This is a genomic window from Brevibacterium sp. CSND-B09 (assembly GCF_052906525.1).
The window spans coordinates 568057-583513 of the sequence record NZ_JBREGI010000001.1 but is presented as its reverse complement, the minus strand read 5'-3'; the positions used below and the strand labels follow the sequence as shown (position 1 = coordinate 583513).

14 protein-coding genes are annotated in these 15457 nt (G+C 65.2%); 11 read left to right on the top strand and 3 right to left on the bottom strand.

The window, feature by feature from the left end; translation table 11 throughout:
- Positions 1-74: 74 nt before the first annotated feature.
- Positions 75-1394 (bottom strand): nicotinate phosphoribosyltransferase, encoded by a 1320-nt coding sequence (locus tag ACU4IU_RS02855; RefSeq protein WP_139907319.1) that lies wholly within the window; start codon positions 1392-1394, stop codon positions 75-77.
- A gap of 52 nt (positions 1395-1446) precedes the next feature.
- Here ACU4IU_RS02855 and clpS point away from each other — a divergent pair, with 52 nt between their 5' ends.
- The 10 genes from clpS to ACU4IU_RS02805 all read left to right on the top strand — a co-directional run bounded on the left by clpS (position 1447) and on the right by ACU4IU_RS02805 (position 11385).
- A complete protein-coding gene (gene clpS, locus ACU4IU_RS02850) occupies positions 1447-1752 on the top strand; it encodes an ATP-dependent Clp protease adapter ClpS (protein ID WP_101545203.1) in 306 nt (101 codons plus the stop codon).
- Between the two features lie 3 nt (positions 1753-1755).
- Positions 1756-2334, top strand: a complete 579-nt coding sequence (locus ACU4IU_RS02845; protein WP_446655848.1) for a DUF2017 family protein — start codon at positions 1756-1758, stop codon at positions 2332-2334.
- Complete coding sequence (locus tag ACU4IU_RS02840) at positions 2331-3152, top strand: MBL fold metallo-hydrolase (protein WP_446655847.1); 822 nt, start codon at positions 2331-2333, stop codon at positions 3150-3152. Before ACU4IU_RS02845 ends, ACU4IU_RS02840 begins: the two co-directional genes overlap by 4 nt.
- A 58-nt stretch (positions 3153-3210) precedes the next feature.
- Positions 3211-3933, top strand: coding sequence for a ribonuclease PH (rph, locus tag ACU4IU_RS02835; protein WP_139469689.1), 723 nt, complete (start codon positions 3211-3213; stop codon positions 3931-3933).
- Positions 3930-4535, top strand: coding sequence for an RdgB/HAM1 family non-canonical purine NTP pyrophosphatase (gene rdgB / locus ACU4IU_RS02830; protein WP_139469688.1), 606 nt, complete (start codon positions 3930-3932; stop codon positions 4533-4535). The genes rph and rdgB overlap by 4 nt, the downstream gene beginning before the upstream one ends.
- A gap of 126 nt (positions 4536-4661) precedes the next feature.
- A complete protein-coding gene (locus ACU4IU_RS02825; RefSeq protein WP_446655846.1) occupies positions 4662-6167 on the top strand; it encodes an ABC transporter substrate-binding protein in 1506 nt (501 codons plus the stop codon).
- Positions 6168-6179: 12 nt separating this feature from the next.
- Entirely contained in the window at positions 6180-7127 is a 948-nt protein-coding gene (locus ACU4IU_RS02820; protein ID WP_446655845.1) for an ABC transporter permease, read from the top strand.
- The gene (locus ACU4IU_RS02815) at positions 7124-8077 is read left to right on the top strand and encodes an ABC transporter permease (protein WP_446655844.1); all 954 of its coding nucleotides are present in this window, start codon (positions 7124-7126) and stop codon (positions 8075-8077) included. Before ACU4IU_RS02820 ends, ACU4IU_RS02815 begins: the two co-directional genes overlap by 4 nt.
- Entirely contained in the window at positions 8028-9917 is a 1890-nt protein-coding gene (locus ACU4IU_RS02810; protein WP_446655843.1) for a dipeptide ABC transporter ATP-binding protein, read from the top strand. The genes ACU4IU_RS02815 and ACU4IU_RS02810 overlap by 50 nt, the downstream gene beginning before the upstream one ends.
- A 49-nt stretch (positions 9918-9966) precedes the next feature.
- A complete protein-coding gene (locus ACU4IU_RS02805; protein WP_446655842.1) occupies positions 9967-11385 on the top strand; it encodes an amidase in 1419 nt (472 codons plus the stop codon).
- 137 nt (positions 11386-11522) lie between these two features.
- Here ACU4IU_RS02805 and ACU4IU_RS02800 read toward each other — a convergent pair whose 3' ends face one another.
- Entirely contained in the window at positions 11523-13331 is a 1809-nt protein-coding gene (locus ACU4IU_RS02800) for a hypothetical protein (RefSeq protein WP_446655841.1), read from the bottom strand.
- Positions 13332-13446: 115 nt separating this feature from the next.
- Here ACU4IU_RS02800 and ACU4IU_RS02795 point away from each other — a divergent pair, with 115 nt between their 5' ends.
- A complete protein-coding gene (locus ACU4IU_RS02795; RefSeq protein ID WP_446655840.1) occupies positions 13447-14781 on the top strand; it encodes a cell division protein PerM in 1335 nt (444 codons plus the stop codon).
- A 166-nt stretch (positions 14782-14947) separates the two neighbouring features.
- On the opposite strand, the gene ACU4IU_RS02790 is transcribed toward ACU4IU_RS02795, so the two are convergent.
- Positions 14948-15400, bottom strand: coding sequence for a hypothetical protein (locus ACU4IU_RS02790; protein ID WP_101545186.1), 453 nt, complete (start codon positions 15398-15400; stop codon positions 14948-14950).
- Positions 15401-15457 lie beyond the last annotated feature (57 nt).

Here is a 15457-nt window from a genome sequence, read left to right as displayed (position 1 = left end):
GCTGACGAAGCCGCCGAGGCAGACGCACTGTCTGCCTCGGCGGCTTCGTCGATTCGCGGTGGGCCGGGTGTGGATCAGGCGGAGTAGAACACGGTGGGAATGGCGGGCTCGCCGTCCTGCAGGCGCCTGGCCGAACGCGGCAGCTCCGCCAAAGACTCGTCATGTCGGGCGCAGGCCTTCTTCACTCCTGCCGCGCCGATGAACGACTCATCGACCTCACCGTCGACGACGAGATCGACGCTGAGCCGACGGCCTTCGCCGAGATCATCGGGCAGGCTCGGAATGCCGACGGCTTCCTCCACGGCGATCGGACCGTCGATGAGGCGCAGCGCTTCCTTGTGTCCGCCGCGTGAGGGCTTGCCGGAGGAGTTCTTGGCAACCGAAGTCCACTCGCCGGCCTCATCGGCGCGAGCCACGAGCTTGTACACCAGGCCGGCGGCCGGGGCACCTGAACCGGTGACCACCCGCGTGCCGACACCGTAGGAGTCGACGGGGGAGGCGGCCAATGCGGCGATCGCATACTCGTCGAGATCGCTCGTGACGGTGATCGTCGTATCACGGGCGCCGAGGCGGTCAAGGCTCTCGCGCACCTCACTGGCCTGTTCGATGAGATCGCCGGAATCGATGCGCACTCCGCCGAGGTTCGGCCCGGCCAGCTCGATCGCCGTGGTCAGCGCCTCCTCGACGTCATAGGTGTCCAGGAGCAGAGTCGTATCGGTGCCGAGCGACTTCAGCTGAGCGGCGAAGGCCTCCCGCTCGGAATCGTGGAGCAGGGTGAACGAGTGGGCCGAGGTGCCGATCGTGCGCAGACCGTACTGCAGACCGGCCGCCAGGTTCGACGTCGAGGCGAAGCCGCCGATGACCGCGGCCCGAGCCGCAGCCACAGCCGCATGCTCGTTCGTGCGTCGCCCGCCCATCTCCGCGCAGGGGCGATCGCCGGCCGCCTGAGCCATTCGGGACGCCGCCGAGGCGACCGCACAGTCATAGTTCATCGCCGACAGGATGAGCGTCTCCAAGATGACGCCCTCGGCGAACGTCGATTCGATCGTCAGCAGCGGTGAGCCGGGGAAGTAGATCTCTCCCTCGGCATAGCCGCGGATATTGCCGGAGAACCGATAGTCGGCCAACCAGTCGATGGTGCGCTTGTCGACGATGTTCTCCCTGCTGAGGAACGAGAGCTCGGCATCGTCGAAGCGGAAGTCGCGGATCATCTCGAGGATCCGACCGGTGCCGGCGACGACACCGTAGCGGCGACCTGCGGGAAGGCTGCGGCCGAATACCTCGAAGAGGCTTTTCCGGTGAGCGGCACCGGATTCCAGGGCCGCCTGCACCATCGTCAATTCGTACTGATCCGTGAAGAAAGCCGTCGAATCGGTCCGTGTGAGATCACTCATAGGCGCGATCTTACGTCACGACAGCGTCAGTGTTCTGCCGTATGGTGGAAACGTGAGCAACCCAACGACACCAGTCCTGGAGCCGGAGGTCGACGTCCGACCCTCCGAGAACCTGGCCAAGCCCTGGCGGACCGTGGTCTTCAACGACCCGGTCAACCTCATGAGCTATGTCAGTTTCGTGTTCCAGACCTACTTCGGCTACTCCGAGGAGAAAGCCCACTCACTCATGCTCGAAGTCCATGAGAACGGGCGCTCCGTCGTTGCCACCGGAGGCCGCGAAGCCATGGAACGAGACACCCAAGCGATGCACGAATACGGCCTGTGGGCCGCGTGCCAACCCGATTCAGGATCCGACTGACACATGGCCGCTATCGACGCACGAGGGGACGACGTCGTCCTCACCCTGCAAGACAACGAACGCTCGCTCATGCTCACGGTGTTCACCGATCTTGCGGCTCTGCTGGCCGAAGACAACGACAGCGATGACGACCGTCCGGACTCGGAGAACTGGGAAGCCCGGCTCGGACTCGTCGACCGTCCCCGTCCGGAGGACCCGGCGCTGCTGCGGCTGCTGCCCGACGTCGATCCCGAGGACGATGAGCGTTCAGCGGAGTTCCGCCGCCTCACCGAGTTCGATCTCAAACAGGCCAAAGCGCACAATGTGCGCATCGTGCTGCTGGGACTGAGCAAGGGCAATGACATCTCCCTGACACGGGACGAGGTGCTCGCCTGGATGAAGGGCCTCAACGATCTGCGACTCGTCCTCGCTGTCCGCCTCGGGATCGACACCGAGGAGGCGCAGGAGGAGAAGTACGCCCACCGTGAGGACCTCTCCGAATCCGAAGACCTCACCCTGACCCTGTACGACTTCCTGACGTGGATTCAGGACCGACTGACGACGACCTTGCTCGACCAGACGCAAGGGGATGACGAGATATGAGACTCACCGCAATCGGCACCGCAGGCTCCTTCCCGGGGCGCGGCGCCCTCGCCAGCTGCTACCTCATCGAAACCGATGAGGACACACCCACTCGCATCATCCTCGACCTCGGGTCCGGTGCGCTCAGTCCCCTGCAGGAGACGATCGACACCGATCGCCTCTCCGGAATCGTGCTCAGCCACCTCCACCCGGATCACTGCATGGACATGACCGGCCTCTACGTCAAACACTGCTTCGACCCGAAGTTCTTCAACGGCGACATCTCCGACACGGGAACGATCCGCACGCGCACTCCGGTGTTCGCTCCGGCCGGTGCGAAGGAACGCCTGTCCCGGGCTTATTACACGGATCCCGGAAAGTCTCCGGTGGCCAACGGGGGAGACGACTCGGACTTCGACCACGCCTTCGAGTTCACCGACATCGACCACGGCAGTCGCCACCAGATCGGCTCCCTGACCATCGAATCCTTCCTCGTCGACCACCCCGTCGAGGCCTATGCGCTGCGGATCACGGATGCGGCCGGCAAGGTCATCACGTATTCGGGCGACAGCGATGAGTGCGACAACCTCGTCGCAGCGGCGAAAGACGCCGACCTCTTCCTCTGCGAAGCCGCTTTCCAGGAAGACCGCGACACTGCGCGCGGCATCCACCTCACCGGCAAGCGCGCCGGACGGGTGGCGCAGAACGCCGAAGCGTCCGCGCTCGTGCTCACCCACATCCCGGTCTGGACCGACTGCTCCATCGTTCGCGGTGAGGCGGCCGGGGAGTACCGTGGACCCATCGAGCTGGCGAAGCCCGGAGCCACCTGGACCGTGTGAGCCGGCGACGATCGCCGGCGACCAGCAGACACCACCACCGAGACGAAAGAGGCAGACAGTGCGAGCAGACGGCCGTGCAGCAGACGAACTCCGTGAAGTCCGGATCACTCCGGACTGGATCAACACAGCCGAAGGGTCCGCGCTGGTGGAATTCGGCAACACCCGCGTCCTCTGCGCGGCCTCACTGACCGAAGGCGTGCCCCGTTGGCTCAAGGGCCAGGGCCGCGGCTGGGTCACCGCCGAATACGCCATGCTCCCGCGCGCCACCGATTCCCGCAGCACCCGCGAATCGGTCAAGGGCAAACAGGGCGGACGCACTCACGAGATCTCCCGTCTCATCGGTCGCAGCCTGCGCGCCGTCATCGACATGGACAAGCTCGGAGAGAACACCCTCGTCCTCGACTGCGACGTCCTCCAGGCCGACGGCGGCACCCGCACCGCCTCGATCACCGGTGCCTACGTTGCGCTGGCGAAGGCCATCGACAAGGGGCGCTCGACTGGGCTGATCCCCGCCGCCCACCAGCCGCTCATCGACTCAGTGGCGGCCGTCAGCGTCGGCATCATCGACGGAGAGCCCCTCCTCGACCTGCCGTACGTCGAAGACTCCCGCGCCGAGACGGACATGAACGTCGTCATGACCGGGTCCGGAAAGTTCATCGAAGTCCAGGGCACCGCGGAGGGCGCACCGTTCGACCGCGACGAACTCGGCAAGCTGCTCGACCTCGCCGGCCACGGGTGCACCGAACTCACCCGCATCCAGTCCGAAGTGCTCGCCGGATGACGACCTTCGTCCTGGCCACTCACAACGAGGGCAAGAAGCGCGAGCTGCTGACCATCCTCGGGCCCGTCCTCGGTGCTGACACCCAGGTGCTCACCGCCGCCGAGGCGGGACTCGGCGATGTCGCCGAAACCGGAGTCACGTTCACCGAGAACGCGCTGATCAAGGCGCGTGCCGCGGCCGCTGCGACAGGGCACACCGCCATCGCCGACGACTCGGGAATCAGCGTCGACGTGCTCGGCGGTGCACCGGGCATCTTCTCCGCTCGCTGGTCCGGCCGGCACGGAGACGATCGTGCGAACCTCGAACTCCTGCTCGCTCAGCTGGGCGACATCGCGGCCGAACACCGCGGAGCGCAGTTCCGCTGCGCGGCGGCCGCTGTGACCGCCGACGGACGTGAGTTCACCGCCGAAGGAGTCATGCCCGGGCGCCTGGCCACCGAACCCAAGGGCGAGAACGGCTTCGGATATGACCCGATCTTCGTCCCCGAGGGTTCCGAACTCAGTGCCGCCGAGATGACGCCTGAGGAGAAGAACTCACGCTCCCACCGCCGATTCGCCTTCGACGCACTGGCCGCGATTCTCGCCGACGAATCGAATCTCTGAACCTCCTCCTCGAAACGCTCAGCATCTGAACACAGCCGCCTCACCAGCTGAGAACTTCGGATACACTGACGATGCTTGAGTGTTGGCGAACGACCCTCTTCGTGGTCGGCGAAATCGAGGAGAACAATGAAGACTCCGCGCATCATGACGTGGGTGGCGGCAGCGGCCGCCACGAGCCTGCTGATCACAGGCTGTTCGGCCGGAGCCTCCGACACCGGAGGCGATGCGCAGAAGAAGGACTCGATGATGATTGCCTTCACCGCCGAACCGGTCAACCTCGACTTCACCTCCACCTCGGGAGTCGCCATTCCCGAAGCGCTGATGGAGAACGTCTACGAATCGCTCGTCCGGTTGGACGGCGAGGGGGAGATCCAGCCCGCACTGGCCAAGGACTGGACACTGTCCGATGACCGCAAGACCTACACCTTCGAACTCCAGGATGGTGTGAAGTTCTCCAACGGTGCGGACTTCACCAGCGAAGACGTCAAGTACTCCTATGAAAGAGTGCAGAAGGACTGGAAGAACGCGCTGAAGTCGAAGATGGACATCGTCGAGTCCATCGAGACCCCGGACGACTCCACCGTCACGATCGAACTGAAGAAACCGTCGAACACCTGGCTGTTCAACCTCACCAGCCTCGTCGGAGCCGTCTTCGACACCGAAGGCACCGACGACCTGGCGAACGAAGCCGTCGGCACCGGTCCCTTCGCGATCGAGAAATTCACACGCGGACAGTCCATCGACTTCGCCGCCCGCGACGACTACTGGGGCGAGAAGCCGTCCCTGAACTCGGTCCAGTTCAAATACTTCAAAGACGCGGTTTCGGCCTCGAACGCCCTGAAGTCCGGAGAGATCGACCTCGTCTCCAACCTCCAGGCCCCCGAACTGGCCGGAGAGTTCCAAAGCGACGACTATCAGATCGTCTCCGGCACTACGAACGGCGAAGTCGTGCTGTCGATGAACAACGCCGAGGGCATCTTCAAAGACAAGAAGGCCCGTGAAGCCGTGATGCACGCGATCGACCGCAAGGCCGTCCTCGACACGGCCTGGGCGGGCTACGGCGAGCTCATCGGCTCGATGGTGCCCCCGACCGACCCGTACTACGAAGACCTCACCGGGGTGTGGAAGTACGATCCGAAGAGGGCCAAGCAGCTCGTCGACGAAGCCGGGATCAAGGGCGAGGAATTCGCCTTCACTGTGCCGAACCTGCCGTACGCGAAGGCGATCTCCGAGATCGTCTCCGCGCAGCTCGAAGAGGTCGGACTGAAGGCGAAGATCTCGACTCAGGAGTTCCCCGCCGTGTGGTTGGACAAGACCTTCACCGAACACGATTACGACATGTCGGTGATCAACCATGCCGAACCGCGCGACATCCTCACCGTGTTCTCGAAGGACTACTACATCGGCTACGACGATTCGACCATCAAGGAGCTGGCAGACAAAGCCGATACCGGAACCGAAGACGAGTACATCTCGGGAATGAAGAAGATCGCGCGGACGATCACCGAGGATGCTGCCTCGGACTTCCTGTTCCTGTTCCCGAATCTCGTCATCGCCAAGTCCGGAGTCGAGGGGATACCCGCCAACCGCGTCTCCGACGCATTCAAGATCGCCGACCTCAGCTGGTCCTGACCGCGCACGTCGATGCTCACCTACGCAATCAACCGCGCGATCCAGTTCGCGCTGTCCCTCCTCGTCGCCTCGGTGGTGATCTTCGCCCTGATGAGCCTGCTGCCGGGCAATGCGGCACAGGTGGCGCTGGGAACGAACGCCACCCCGGAGGCAGTAGCGTCGCTCGAAGCTCAATACGGGCTTGATCGGCCGCCACTCATCCGGTACTTCGACTGGTTGGGAGGAATGCTCACCGGAGACTTCGGCACCTCCTACGTCACCGGTGCCGAGATCACTCCCGCCATCGTCGACAGCGTCCAGGTCACGGCGATCCTCGTCATCGCGGCCATCGCCGTGTCCATCCTCATCGCCGTGCCCCTGGGCACCTTCGCCGCCCTCGAGCAGCGCAACTGGATCGGCGTGACGATCTCGGCGATCAGCCAGGTCGGCATCGCGATACCGAACTTCCTGGCCGCGATCATCCTCGTCATCATCTTCTCTCTGACCCTCGGATGGTTCCCGTCCCAAGGCTGGATGGCTCCGATCGAGGGCCTCGGCGGCTTCCTTGTCCGTCTCGTCCTGCCGGTCGTGTCGCTTGCTCTCGTGCAGGCGGCGATCCTCACCCGCTACGTTCGTTCGGCCGTGCTCGATGTGATGCGGGAAGACTATATCCGCACCGCCCGCGCCAAGGGACTGACCAAGACGAAGGCGCTGTTCGCGCACGGACTGCGCAATGCCGCGATTCCCGTCATCACCGTCGCCGGAGTCCAACTGGCCACCCTGCTGGTCGGGGCCGTGATCATCGAACAGATCTTCGTTCTGCCCGGAATCGGCTCCGAGCTCGTCCGCGCCGTCGCCAATCGTGACCTCGTAGCGGTGCAGGGCATCGTCATGGTCCTCGTCCTGCTCGTGCTCATCATCAACCTCATCGTCGACATCCTCGTGCCCATCGTCGACCCCCGGATCAGGAACGCCGCATGAACCCGACCCCGACCGGTGCCCAGAGCCCCAGCGACCACGTCGATCCCGTCGCTCACGACGCGAGAGACACGACCGCCTCGGCGAAGATCCGGCCGGGCCGGTCCCGCAGGAGCGGACGGCGGGCGAACGCATCGATGATCATCGGCGCGGGCCTCGTCGTGCTCATCGTCGGACTCGCTCTCATCTCCTTCGTGTGGACCCCGTACGACCCGACCACGATCGACCCCGCCGCCCGATTGCAGAGCAGCAGCCTCACCCACCCGTTCGGCACCGACACCTTCGGACGGGACACGCTGACCTGGGTGATGGTCGGGGCGCGGATCACGCTGCTCGTCGGGGTCGTCGCCGTCGGCATCGCCCTGCTCATCGGCACCCCGATCGGAATAATCTCCGCCTTCTTCGCGAAACAGCCGTGGGGAATGTGGCTCGACGCGGTGATCATGCGGGCCAACGACATCCTGTTGGCCTTCCCCGCGCTGCTGCTGGCGATCATCTTCGCTGCCGTCTACTCGCCGGGGACGGGACCGGCCATGGTCGCCGTCGGCATCGCCGCGATCCCCGGCTTCGCGCGCGTCGCACGCTCCGGCACGCTGCAGGTGCTCGGCTCCGAATACGTCCGCGCCGCGCGAGCTTCGAACCGTCGGATCCCGGCCATCGCCGTCGTCCACGTGCTGCCGAACATCGCCGGAATGGTCATCGTCCAGGCGTCCGTGGCCTTCGCGATCTCCGTCCTCGCCGAGGCAGGGCTGTCCTTCCTCGGACTCGGTACCCAGGCCCCGACCCCGTCGTGGGGCCGGATGCTGCAGGAGTCCCAGCAGTACCTGTCCACCCACCCCGAGCTCGCTCTGTGGCCGGGAGTGTTCATTGCACTCGCGGTGCTCGGATTCAATCTCTTGGGCGATGGGCTGCGCGACCGGTTCGACCCGAAGATGGAGGCGCGAGGTGCCTGAGAACCTGCTCGAGGTCCGTGACCTCACCATCACCCCTGCCGGAGCGGACGCTCCGGTGCTCCACGATGTCAGACTCAGCCTGGCGCCGGGCGAGCGGGTCGGACTCATCGGCGAATCCGGGTCGGGGAAATCGCTGACCGCCCAGTCCGTGATGGGTCTGCTGCCAGAAGAGCTGCACGCCCGTGGCCAGGTGCACCTGCAGGGGCACTCCGGGAACCTTCTCGAAGCGAACGAGAAGACCCTGGCCGGGCTGCGCTCGGACATCGTGTCCATGGTGTTCCAGGAACCCATGAGCGCCCTCAATCCGCTCATGCGCATCGGCGACCAGATCGCCGAAGTGCTGCGCCTCCATGGCAAGGCGCCGCGGGGGCAGATTCCGACGCGTGTGCTCGAACTGCTTCGCGACGTCCACATGCCCGACCCCGACAGCGCCCGGTTCGCCTACCCGCACCAGCTGTCGGGCGGGCAGCGGCAGCGGGTCATGCTCGCGATCGCCCTGGCCAATTCGCCGAGGCTGCTCATCTGCGACGAGCCCACCACCGCCCTCGACGTCACCGTGCAGAAGCATATGCTCGACCTCATCGCCGAGAGGGTCTCGGCGGTGGAGGCTGGACTGCTGTTCATCACTCACGACCTCGCGGTCGTCGCCGGAGTCTGCGATCGGGTCATCGTCATGTACCGCGGCCGCATCGTCGAGTCCGGCAGCGTCGACGAGATCTTCACCGCGCCCAAACACGAGTACACGCGAGGGCTCCTGGCATCCTCGGATCTCGAAGCCACAGACGACCGCGGCCGACTCTTCACGCTCAAGACCGCGCTCGCCTACTCGGGGCCGCAGATCGGCGAAGCAGAGGCTTCGGTCGATGTGGGGGAGCCGGGGGATCTTCGTGACGAACCGCAGATCTCGACCCGACCGGATCACACCGGCATGTCCGTCGCGGGGTCGACGGACGAAGACAGCGTCAGGACCACCTCGGCGAGGGACGGGGCCAGAGCCGCCTCTGTGAGGGATGACCACCGGACCCCCTCGGTGAGGGAATCGGCACCGCTCATCGAGGTCTCCGACGTCACCCGGATCTTCCGCGGACGCGGATTCTTCGGTCGCAGACGATCGGACGTCACCGCCCTGGGCGGGATCGACTTCAGCGTCGCGGCCGGAGCCCGCCTGGGCATCGTGGGGGAGTCGGGATCGGGGAAGTCGACGCTGCTGAACATCCTCTCCGGCCTCGACCGACCGACCACCGGGCATGTGCGTGTCGGTGACATCCAGGTCGAAGCCGCGAGCTCACAGGCTCTGCGCCGCCTGCGCGAGAACCTGCAGATCGTGTTCCAGGATCCGTTCGCCTCGCTCGACCCACGGATGCGCATCGCCGACATCGTCGCCGAACCGCTCATCGCCGCCGGAGTCGACAAGGACGAACGCGCAGCACGAGTCGAGGAGATGATCGCCGCCGTCGACCTCGACCAGGACTCCCTGCGCCGGTACCCGCACCAGTTCTCCGGCGGGCAGCGACAGCGCATCTCGATCGCCCGGGCCCTCGTGACCAGGCCGCAGATCCTCGTCGCCGACGAACCGGTCTCCGCCCTCGACGTCTCGGTGCGTGCGCAGGTCCTCAACCTGCTCACCGACCTCGTCGACGAGTACGCGCTGACTCTCCTCTTCGTCTCCCACGACCTCGGCGTCGTCAAACACCTGTGCTCCGAGGTCATCGTCATGAGAGCCGGACAGATCGTCGAATCGGGTGCGACGGAGGACATCTACGCGAACCCGCAGGACGAGTACACGCGGCGCCTCATCGCCGCCACCCCGAGCCTGGCCGAAGCACTCGCGGCCGGATAGACCGGCTCGCGCGCAGGGCGCCACGAACCATCGAGAGAAAGGGCAGCATATGACCACATCGCTTGCCGACCGCAGTGCGGCCGAAATGGCAGCCGGATTCGCCGGCGGGGACTTCGACCCGATCGAGGTGCACTCCGCGGTCGTCGACCGCATGGACGACTGCGAACCGACCATCAACGCCCTGTTCCACCGCGACGACGAACGCTCCCGGGACGCCGCCGCTGCCAGCGCAGCACGCTGGCGAGAGGGACGACCGTTGAGCGACCTCGACGGGGTGCCCGTGACGATCAAGGAGAACATCGCCCGCCGCGGAGTTCCGCTGCCCAGCGGCCACGCCTGGGTGGAGATGCCGGTGGCCGGCCACGATGCCCCGATCACCGAGCGTCTCGAAGAAGCCGGAGCCGTCATCCTCGGGTCGACGACGATGCCCGACTGGGGAATGCTCTCCTCAGGAGTGTCCTCTCTGCACGGAATCACCCGTTCACCGCTGGACCCGAGCCTGACGACCGGAGGGTCGAGCGCCGGAGCCGGAGCCGCGGCAGCCGCCGGATACGGACCCATCCACATCGGCTCCGACATCGGCGGATCCATCCGCCTGCCATGCACGTGGCTCGGTCTGGCCGGGCTCAAGCCCAGCTTCGGCCGCGTGCCTCTCGACGCCCCCTACCTGGGCAGATGTGCGGGACCGCTGGCGCGGACGATGGCCGACGTCAAAGCCGCTATGGACATCATCTCCGCCCCGGACGATCGCGACTATTCGCGGCTGCCGCGCTTCGCCGCCGATGATGCGCAGTCTCTGCCGGGCAGCGACTCGGCTGGAGCCCTCGACCCGCGGGGACTGCGCATCGGCGTGCAGCTCGACGCCGGGTGCGGGGTCGCCGCAGCGGCGCAGGTGCGCTCGGCCGTCACCGAGGCGGCAGAGAGGTTCTCTGCGGCCGGTGCAGAAATCGTCACGGTCGATCCTTTCATCGACGATGATCTCCTCCGCGACATGGATCTGTTCTGGCGGGTCCGGTCGTGGGCCGACCTCAAGGCGCTGCCTGTCGACGAACAGGCGCTCATTCTGCCTTATATCCAGCAGTGGGCACAGGACGGAGCCGATACCAGCGGAGTCGACCTGATGCGCTGCTATCACAGCGTTCAGGAGATCCGGCGGCGGACGGTCGGAGCAACTGCCGAGTTCGACCTGGTCATCTCGCCGACAGCTCCGGACGCGGCATTCCCGGCCGAGCAGCCGATGCCGTACCCGCAGGTGCACGAACCGATGGGGCATATCGGGTTCACCATGCCGTTCAACATGTCAGAACAGCCTGCGGCGACGGTGCTGGCCGGATCCATGGACGACGGTCGGACCATCGGAGTGCAGATCGCCGGACGACGGTTCGCCGACGAACTCGTCATGGCCGCCGGTGCCTGGTTCGAAGCCGCGGCCGACCTCGAGCTGCCGACTCGGTCGGTCGGAGTCTGAGAGAACGACGACAGCGGGCCTGCGACGACCGGGAATCGGTCGTCACAGGCCCGCTGTGACTTGGACGTCGCCTCGGTGACGGTGGGTGTCTCACCTCGGGGAGGTGAGGTGCACCGTGTCGGCGGTGGACCCTGGGGTCAGAAGTCGAAGAATTCGACCGAGAGCTTGTCTCCGTCGATCTTCACGCTTCCGGACACCGACAGGGAGTTGCCGTTGGAGAAGTACGAGGAGCCGGCCCTCTTGCCGTCGACGGAGAAGTTGAACTTGCCTGGCTTCTCGGTGAAGAACGAGCCGGTGTTCGTGTCTCCGGCGCCGAAGCTGGCCTTCACCTTCGGCATCTCCTTCATGTCCCACTTGGCGGTGTTCTTCTTGGCCAGATCATCGAGCTTCTTGTCCGAACCGCCGACTGGGATCTCGGTCGGGTCGTACTTGATGAAGTCGCACTTCGGCTCGATGCTCTTGTTGTCGAAGCACTTCTGGAGCTCCTTCTCGACCTGTTTCTGAACTTCCTTGTCGAAGGCGCCGGTCGGGGACAGATCGAGGTTGAGGGTGGTGGGGGACACCTGGCCCTTGTTCGGCTGTCCGCCGGGGGCGAAGGCCTTCGGGAAGTTCACCTTGGCCGTATCGGAAGCTTCGGAGATCCACTTGCTCTTCGGAATCGTGAAGTCGTAGCTGCCGGGGTAGACAGCGAACGACGTGGTGCCGGACTTCGCCTTGTAGTCCTTGCCGTTGACGGCGAGACCGTCGGCAGCGGGGATATCGAGGGAGATGACGTTGAGGTCGGGGCCCTTCATCGTCCACTTGTCGAAGAACAGGTCCTGTTTGCCGTCCTTCGTCGCAGAGAGCTCCACATTGTAGGGGCTGCCGTCGAGCTCGTAGGACACGACGACGGTGCCCTTGTCCCCGTCGGTCTTCGACGATTCGACCTTGGCCTTCTCGATCTTCGCCGATGAGGAATCGGTGAATTCCTTCTGCAGCAGATCGAGGTTCGTGCCCTCAGGCCGCGTCGAGGGGGCGATCTTCTCCGCGGCTGCGAAATCACCCTTGTTCAGGGCTTCGACGTAGTCCTCTGCGACCTTGTCGGGTCCGTACTTGTTCTTGTTCACGCTGCCGATGACGAAGAACCCGACGAGGACGAGGATGATGACCAGCGCGACCGCACCGAGGGTGATGAAGAGCGGAAGTTTGCTCTTCTTCTTATCGGGGCGATTGTCGGCACGCGTCGCGGTGCTCTGACCGCCGGCGAAACCCGGAGCCGGTGCAGGCTGCGGAATTGCCTGGGATGGACCGGAACCGGTCTGTTGGGCGTTCGGCCCCGACCCCGTCTGATACTGCCCGGACTGGTTCTGGGCGGAGTTAAACTGGCCCGGCTGGTCCTGAGCGCCGGGGTACGGCTGATTAGACGCCCCCGGATATGCCGCATTCGAATACTGACCGCCTGGCTGTTGGCCGCCCTGCGGCTGAGCGCCTTGCGATTGAGCCCCGGGGTAGCCGCCGTTCGGCTGCTGCGGGCTCTGGTACTGGTTGTTCGGATACTGCCCGTTCTGAGGCTGGTCACTCGGAGACGGGGCACCGGGATAGGGACCCGCCTGTGGGGCGCCCTGAACGTTGGCTCCGCCTTGCTGGCCAGAGTTGAAGGACTGATCGTTCTGGGCGCCGGGGCCCGAATACTGAGGCGGTTCGTTCTGCTGAGAAGCAGCCGGAGCGACCGTCGGTCGTTCCGGCGCATCGTTGCCCGGAGCTCCCAAGGGTGGTGCCTGGTCATCGGGCACCGAGGAACCGCTTCCGGACTGAGCCGAACCGCCGGTTGCGGTGGGGGCGTCATCGGAGACCGAACCCGGAAGGCCCTCATCCGTCGGCAACTCCGACTCGGGCTTCGACCCGCCGTTCTCCGGAGGCTCGCTGGGTGGTGGCGGGAAATTGGGGTGATCGTTCCCGTTGCTCATCGTGGGGTCATCCTTTGCGTGTACAAGCCTGTCCTGGCGCAATTGTACTTCCCGGAGCAGGGAATCGCGTGGTCAATACCGGGAAGCCGAGGCGGGTTAGGCGAAAATGGTCCTGATGCACACTTCTCCTCACCCTCAGCCCTACCGTCGGACGATCTTCGCAGCCCTCATGGAAGTCGTGAAGATCGACCTCATCGTCGTTCCCGCGGGATTCGTCGTCGCCATCGTCTTCTGGATCATCGGGCTCGGCTCGCAGCTGCCGTACTCGGCGATTCCCGAATGGGCGTTCGCACTGTGGGCGACGGTGTCAGGACTGAGTGTCTCGTCCCTCGGATTCGACTTCTCGCTGGCGCCGAGCCTCGTGACTGTCGGCCTGTGGCTGCTGGTGGCAACGGGGGCCAAACGAGTCGCCCGCAGCACGGCAGCGGACAGCCCGGCCGAGAGCGACGACGATCCCGGCGGATGGTGGGCGCTCATGGGTACAGCTCTGGGCACCTTCGTCGTGGCCTACGCCGCTCCTCTGCTCGTCGTGGCGATCCTGGTCGGCCAGGCCACGGTGACTCCGCTCGGATTCCTTCGGCTCTTCCTCTTCCTCGTCACGGCTGTGGCGTGGGCCTTCATTCGGGTGCGAGGAATCGGTGACATCCCCGGACTGGCCGTGATCGCCGATGACACCTGGACTGTCTCCGTCGGACTCGCACGCCGTCTGCTGTGGGCCGCTGCGGCACTCGGTGCGATCGTGCTCGTCGTCGGAATCGTGATCCGCTGGAGCGATGTCGCCGACACTGTGCAGGTCTACAGCTCACCGGTCGCCGCAGGCATCGGCCTCATCGTCGTTCAGGCGCTCTTCGCCCCGAGCATCCTCTTCTCAGCCCTGTCGTGGACCGCCGGGACGGGAGTGAGCATCGGCGGGGCCGGGACGAGCTCTGCATTCACTTCGACCTCAGCGCCCGTGCCCGATGTGCACGTGCTGCAGCTGTTGGACGGTGACTATCCCGCCTGGACGGCGGCCGCACCGGCGCTTCTCGTGCTGCTCGGTCTGCTGTGCGTCATCCTCGGCCGCGACCGAGCCCGTGACATCGCCGCACAGTCGTGGATGGGACTGGGGCTTGCAATCGGGATACTGTTCGTCGCCCTCGAGGTGCTCGCACTGTTCGCCGGTGGGGCCTTGGGCCCGCTGGGTCTCTCCGGGTTCGGACCCTCGGCCCTGACGTCGGCGCTGGCGATCACTGGGTGGATCGGTGTGGGAATGGCCGCCGGCCTTCTGCTGATCAGACTCTCCGGTCTGCACGCCGAGTATTCCGAATTCGCCGAGGAAGACGAAGAGTACCCCGACGACGAGGATGCCACAGCGGGCGCGTTCGAAGAGGACCGCACAACGGATGCGTTCGATGAGGACGAACCGGAATCGCTCGCCGACGACATCGTCGACGAAGACGAACCGCGTTAGACGAGGGCGCCGCCTCGGTGACGGATTGGGCTGCCTCGGTGAGGCAGCGTACTCACCGCGGCTGTGGCGTGAACAGAAGTCCGCCTCGGTGACGGGGCAGGCGTGAACCGAGGACATCCTCGGTGAGGGGATCAGCGCTGAATGATCAGGGCCCTGGCCCCGTGGATCACTTGGTGCCGGGCAGATCGAGATCCTGGCCGGTGACCTGCTTGAACCAGTCACCCAGACCCGACTGATACTCACTCGAGCACGAGAGCTGCGCCTGCTGCGTGATCGCGTCGCGCAGGCATTCCTCGTACTTCGACTGCACCGGCCAGAGGATGACCGAGGACATCGTGGAGAAGATGAGGTAGATGCTGAGCAGACCGCCGAGGATGCCCAAGGACATGTTCCGGCGCTGCTTGGTCTTGACGACGGCGACGATGTACTTCACCGACCAGACGACTGCGGCGATGGCGAAGCCGATGGCGGCGAGCTTGAACGGCAGCTGATACGTGAACGTCAGCACCGAGGCGAGGATCAGCAGTATCAGGACGAGCCCGTGTCGTGCCGGTGCGGCCTGTGCCTCCTCTTCGGGAGTCGGTGCCTTCTTCTCTTCGGTATTCTGCGGTGACGTCACCGGATCAGTTTCTCACAGTCGACTGACAAATGCCTCGGCGGGCCGTGTCCGCACGAT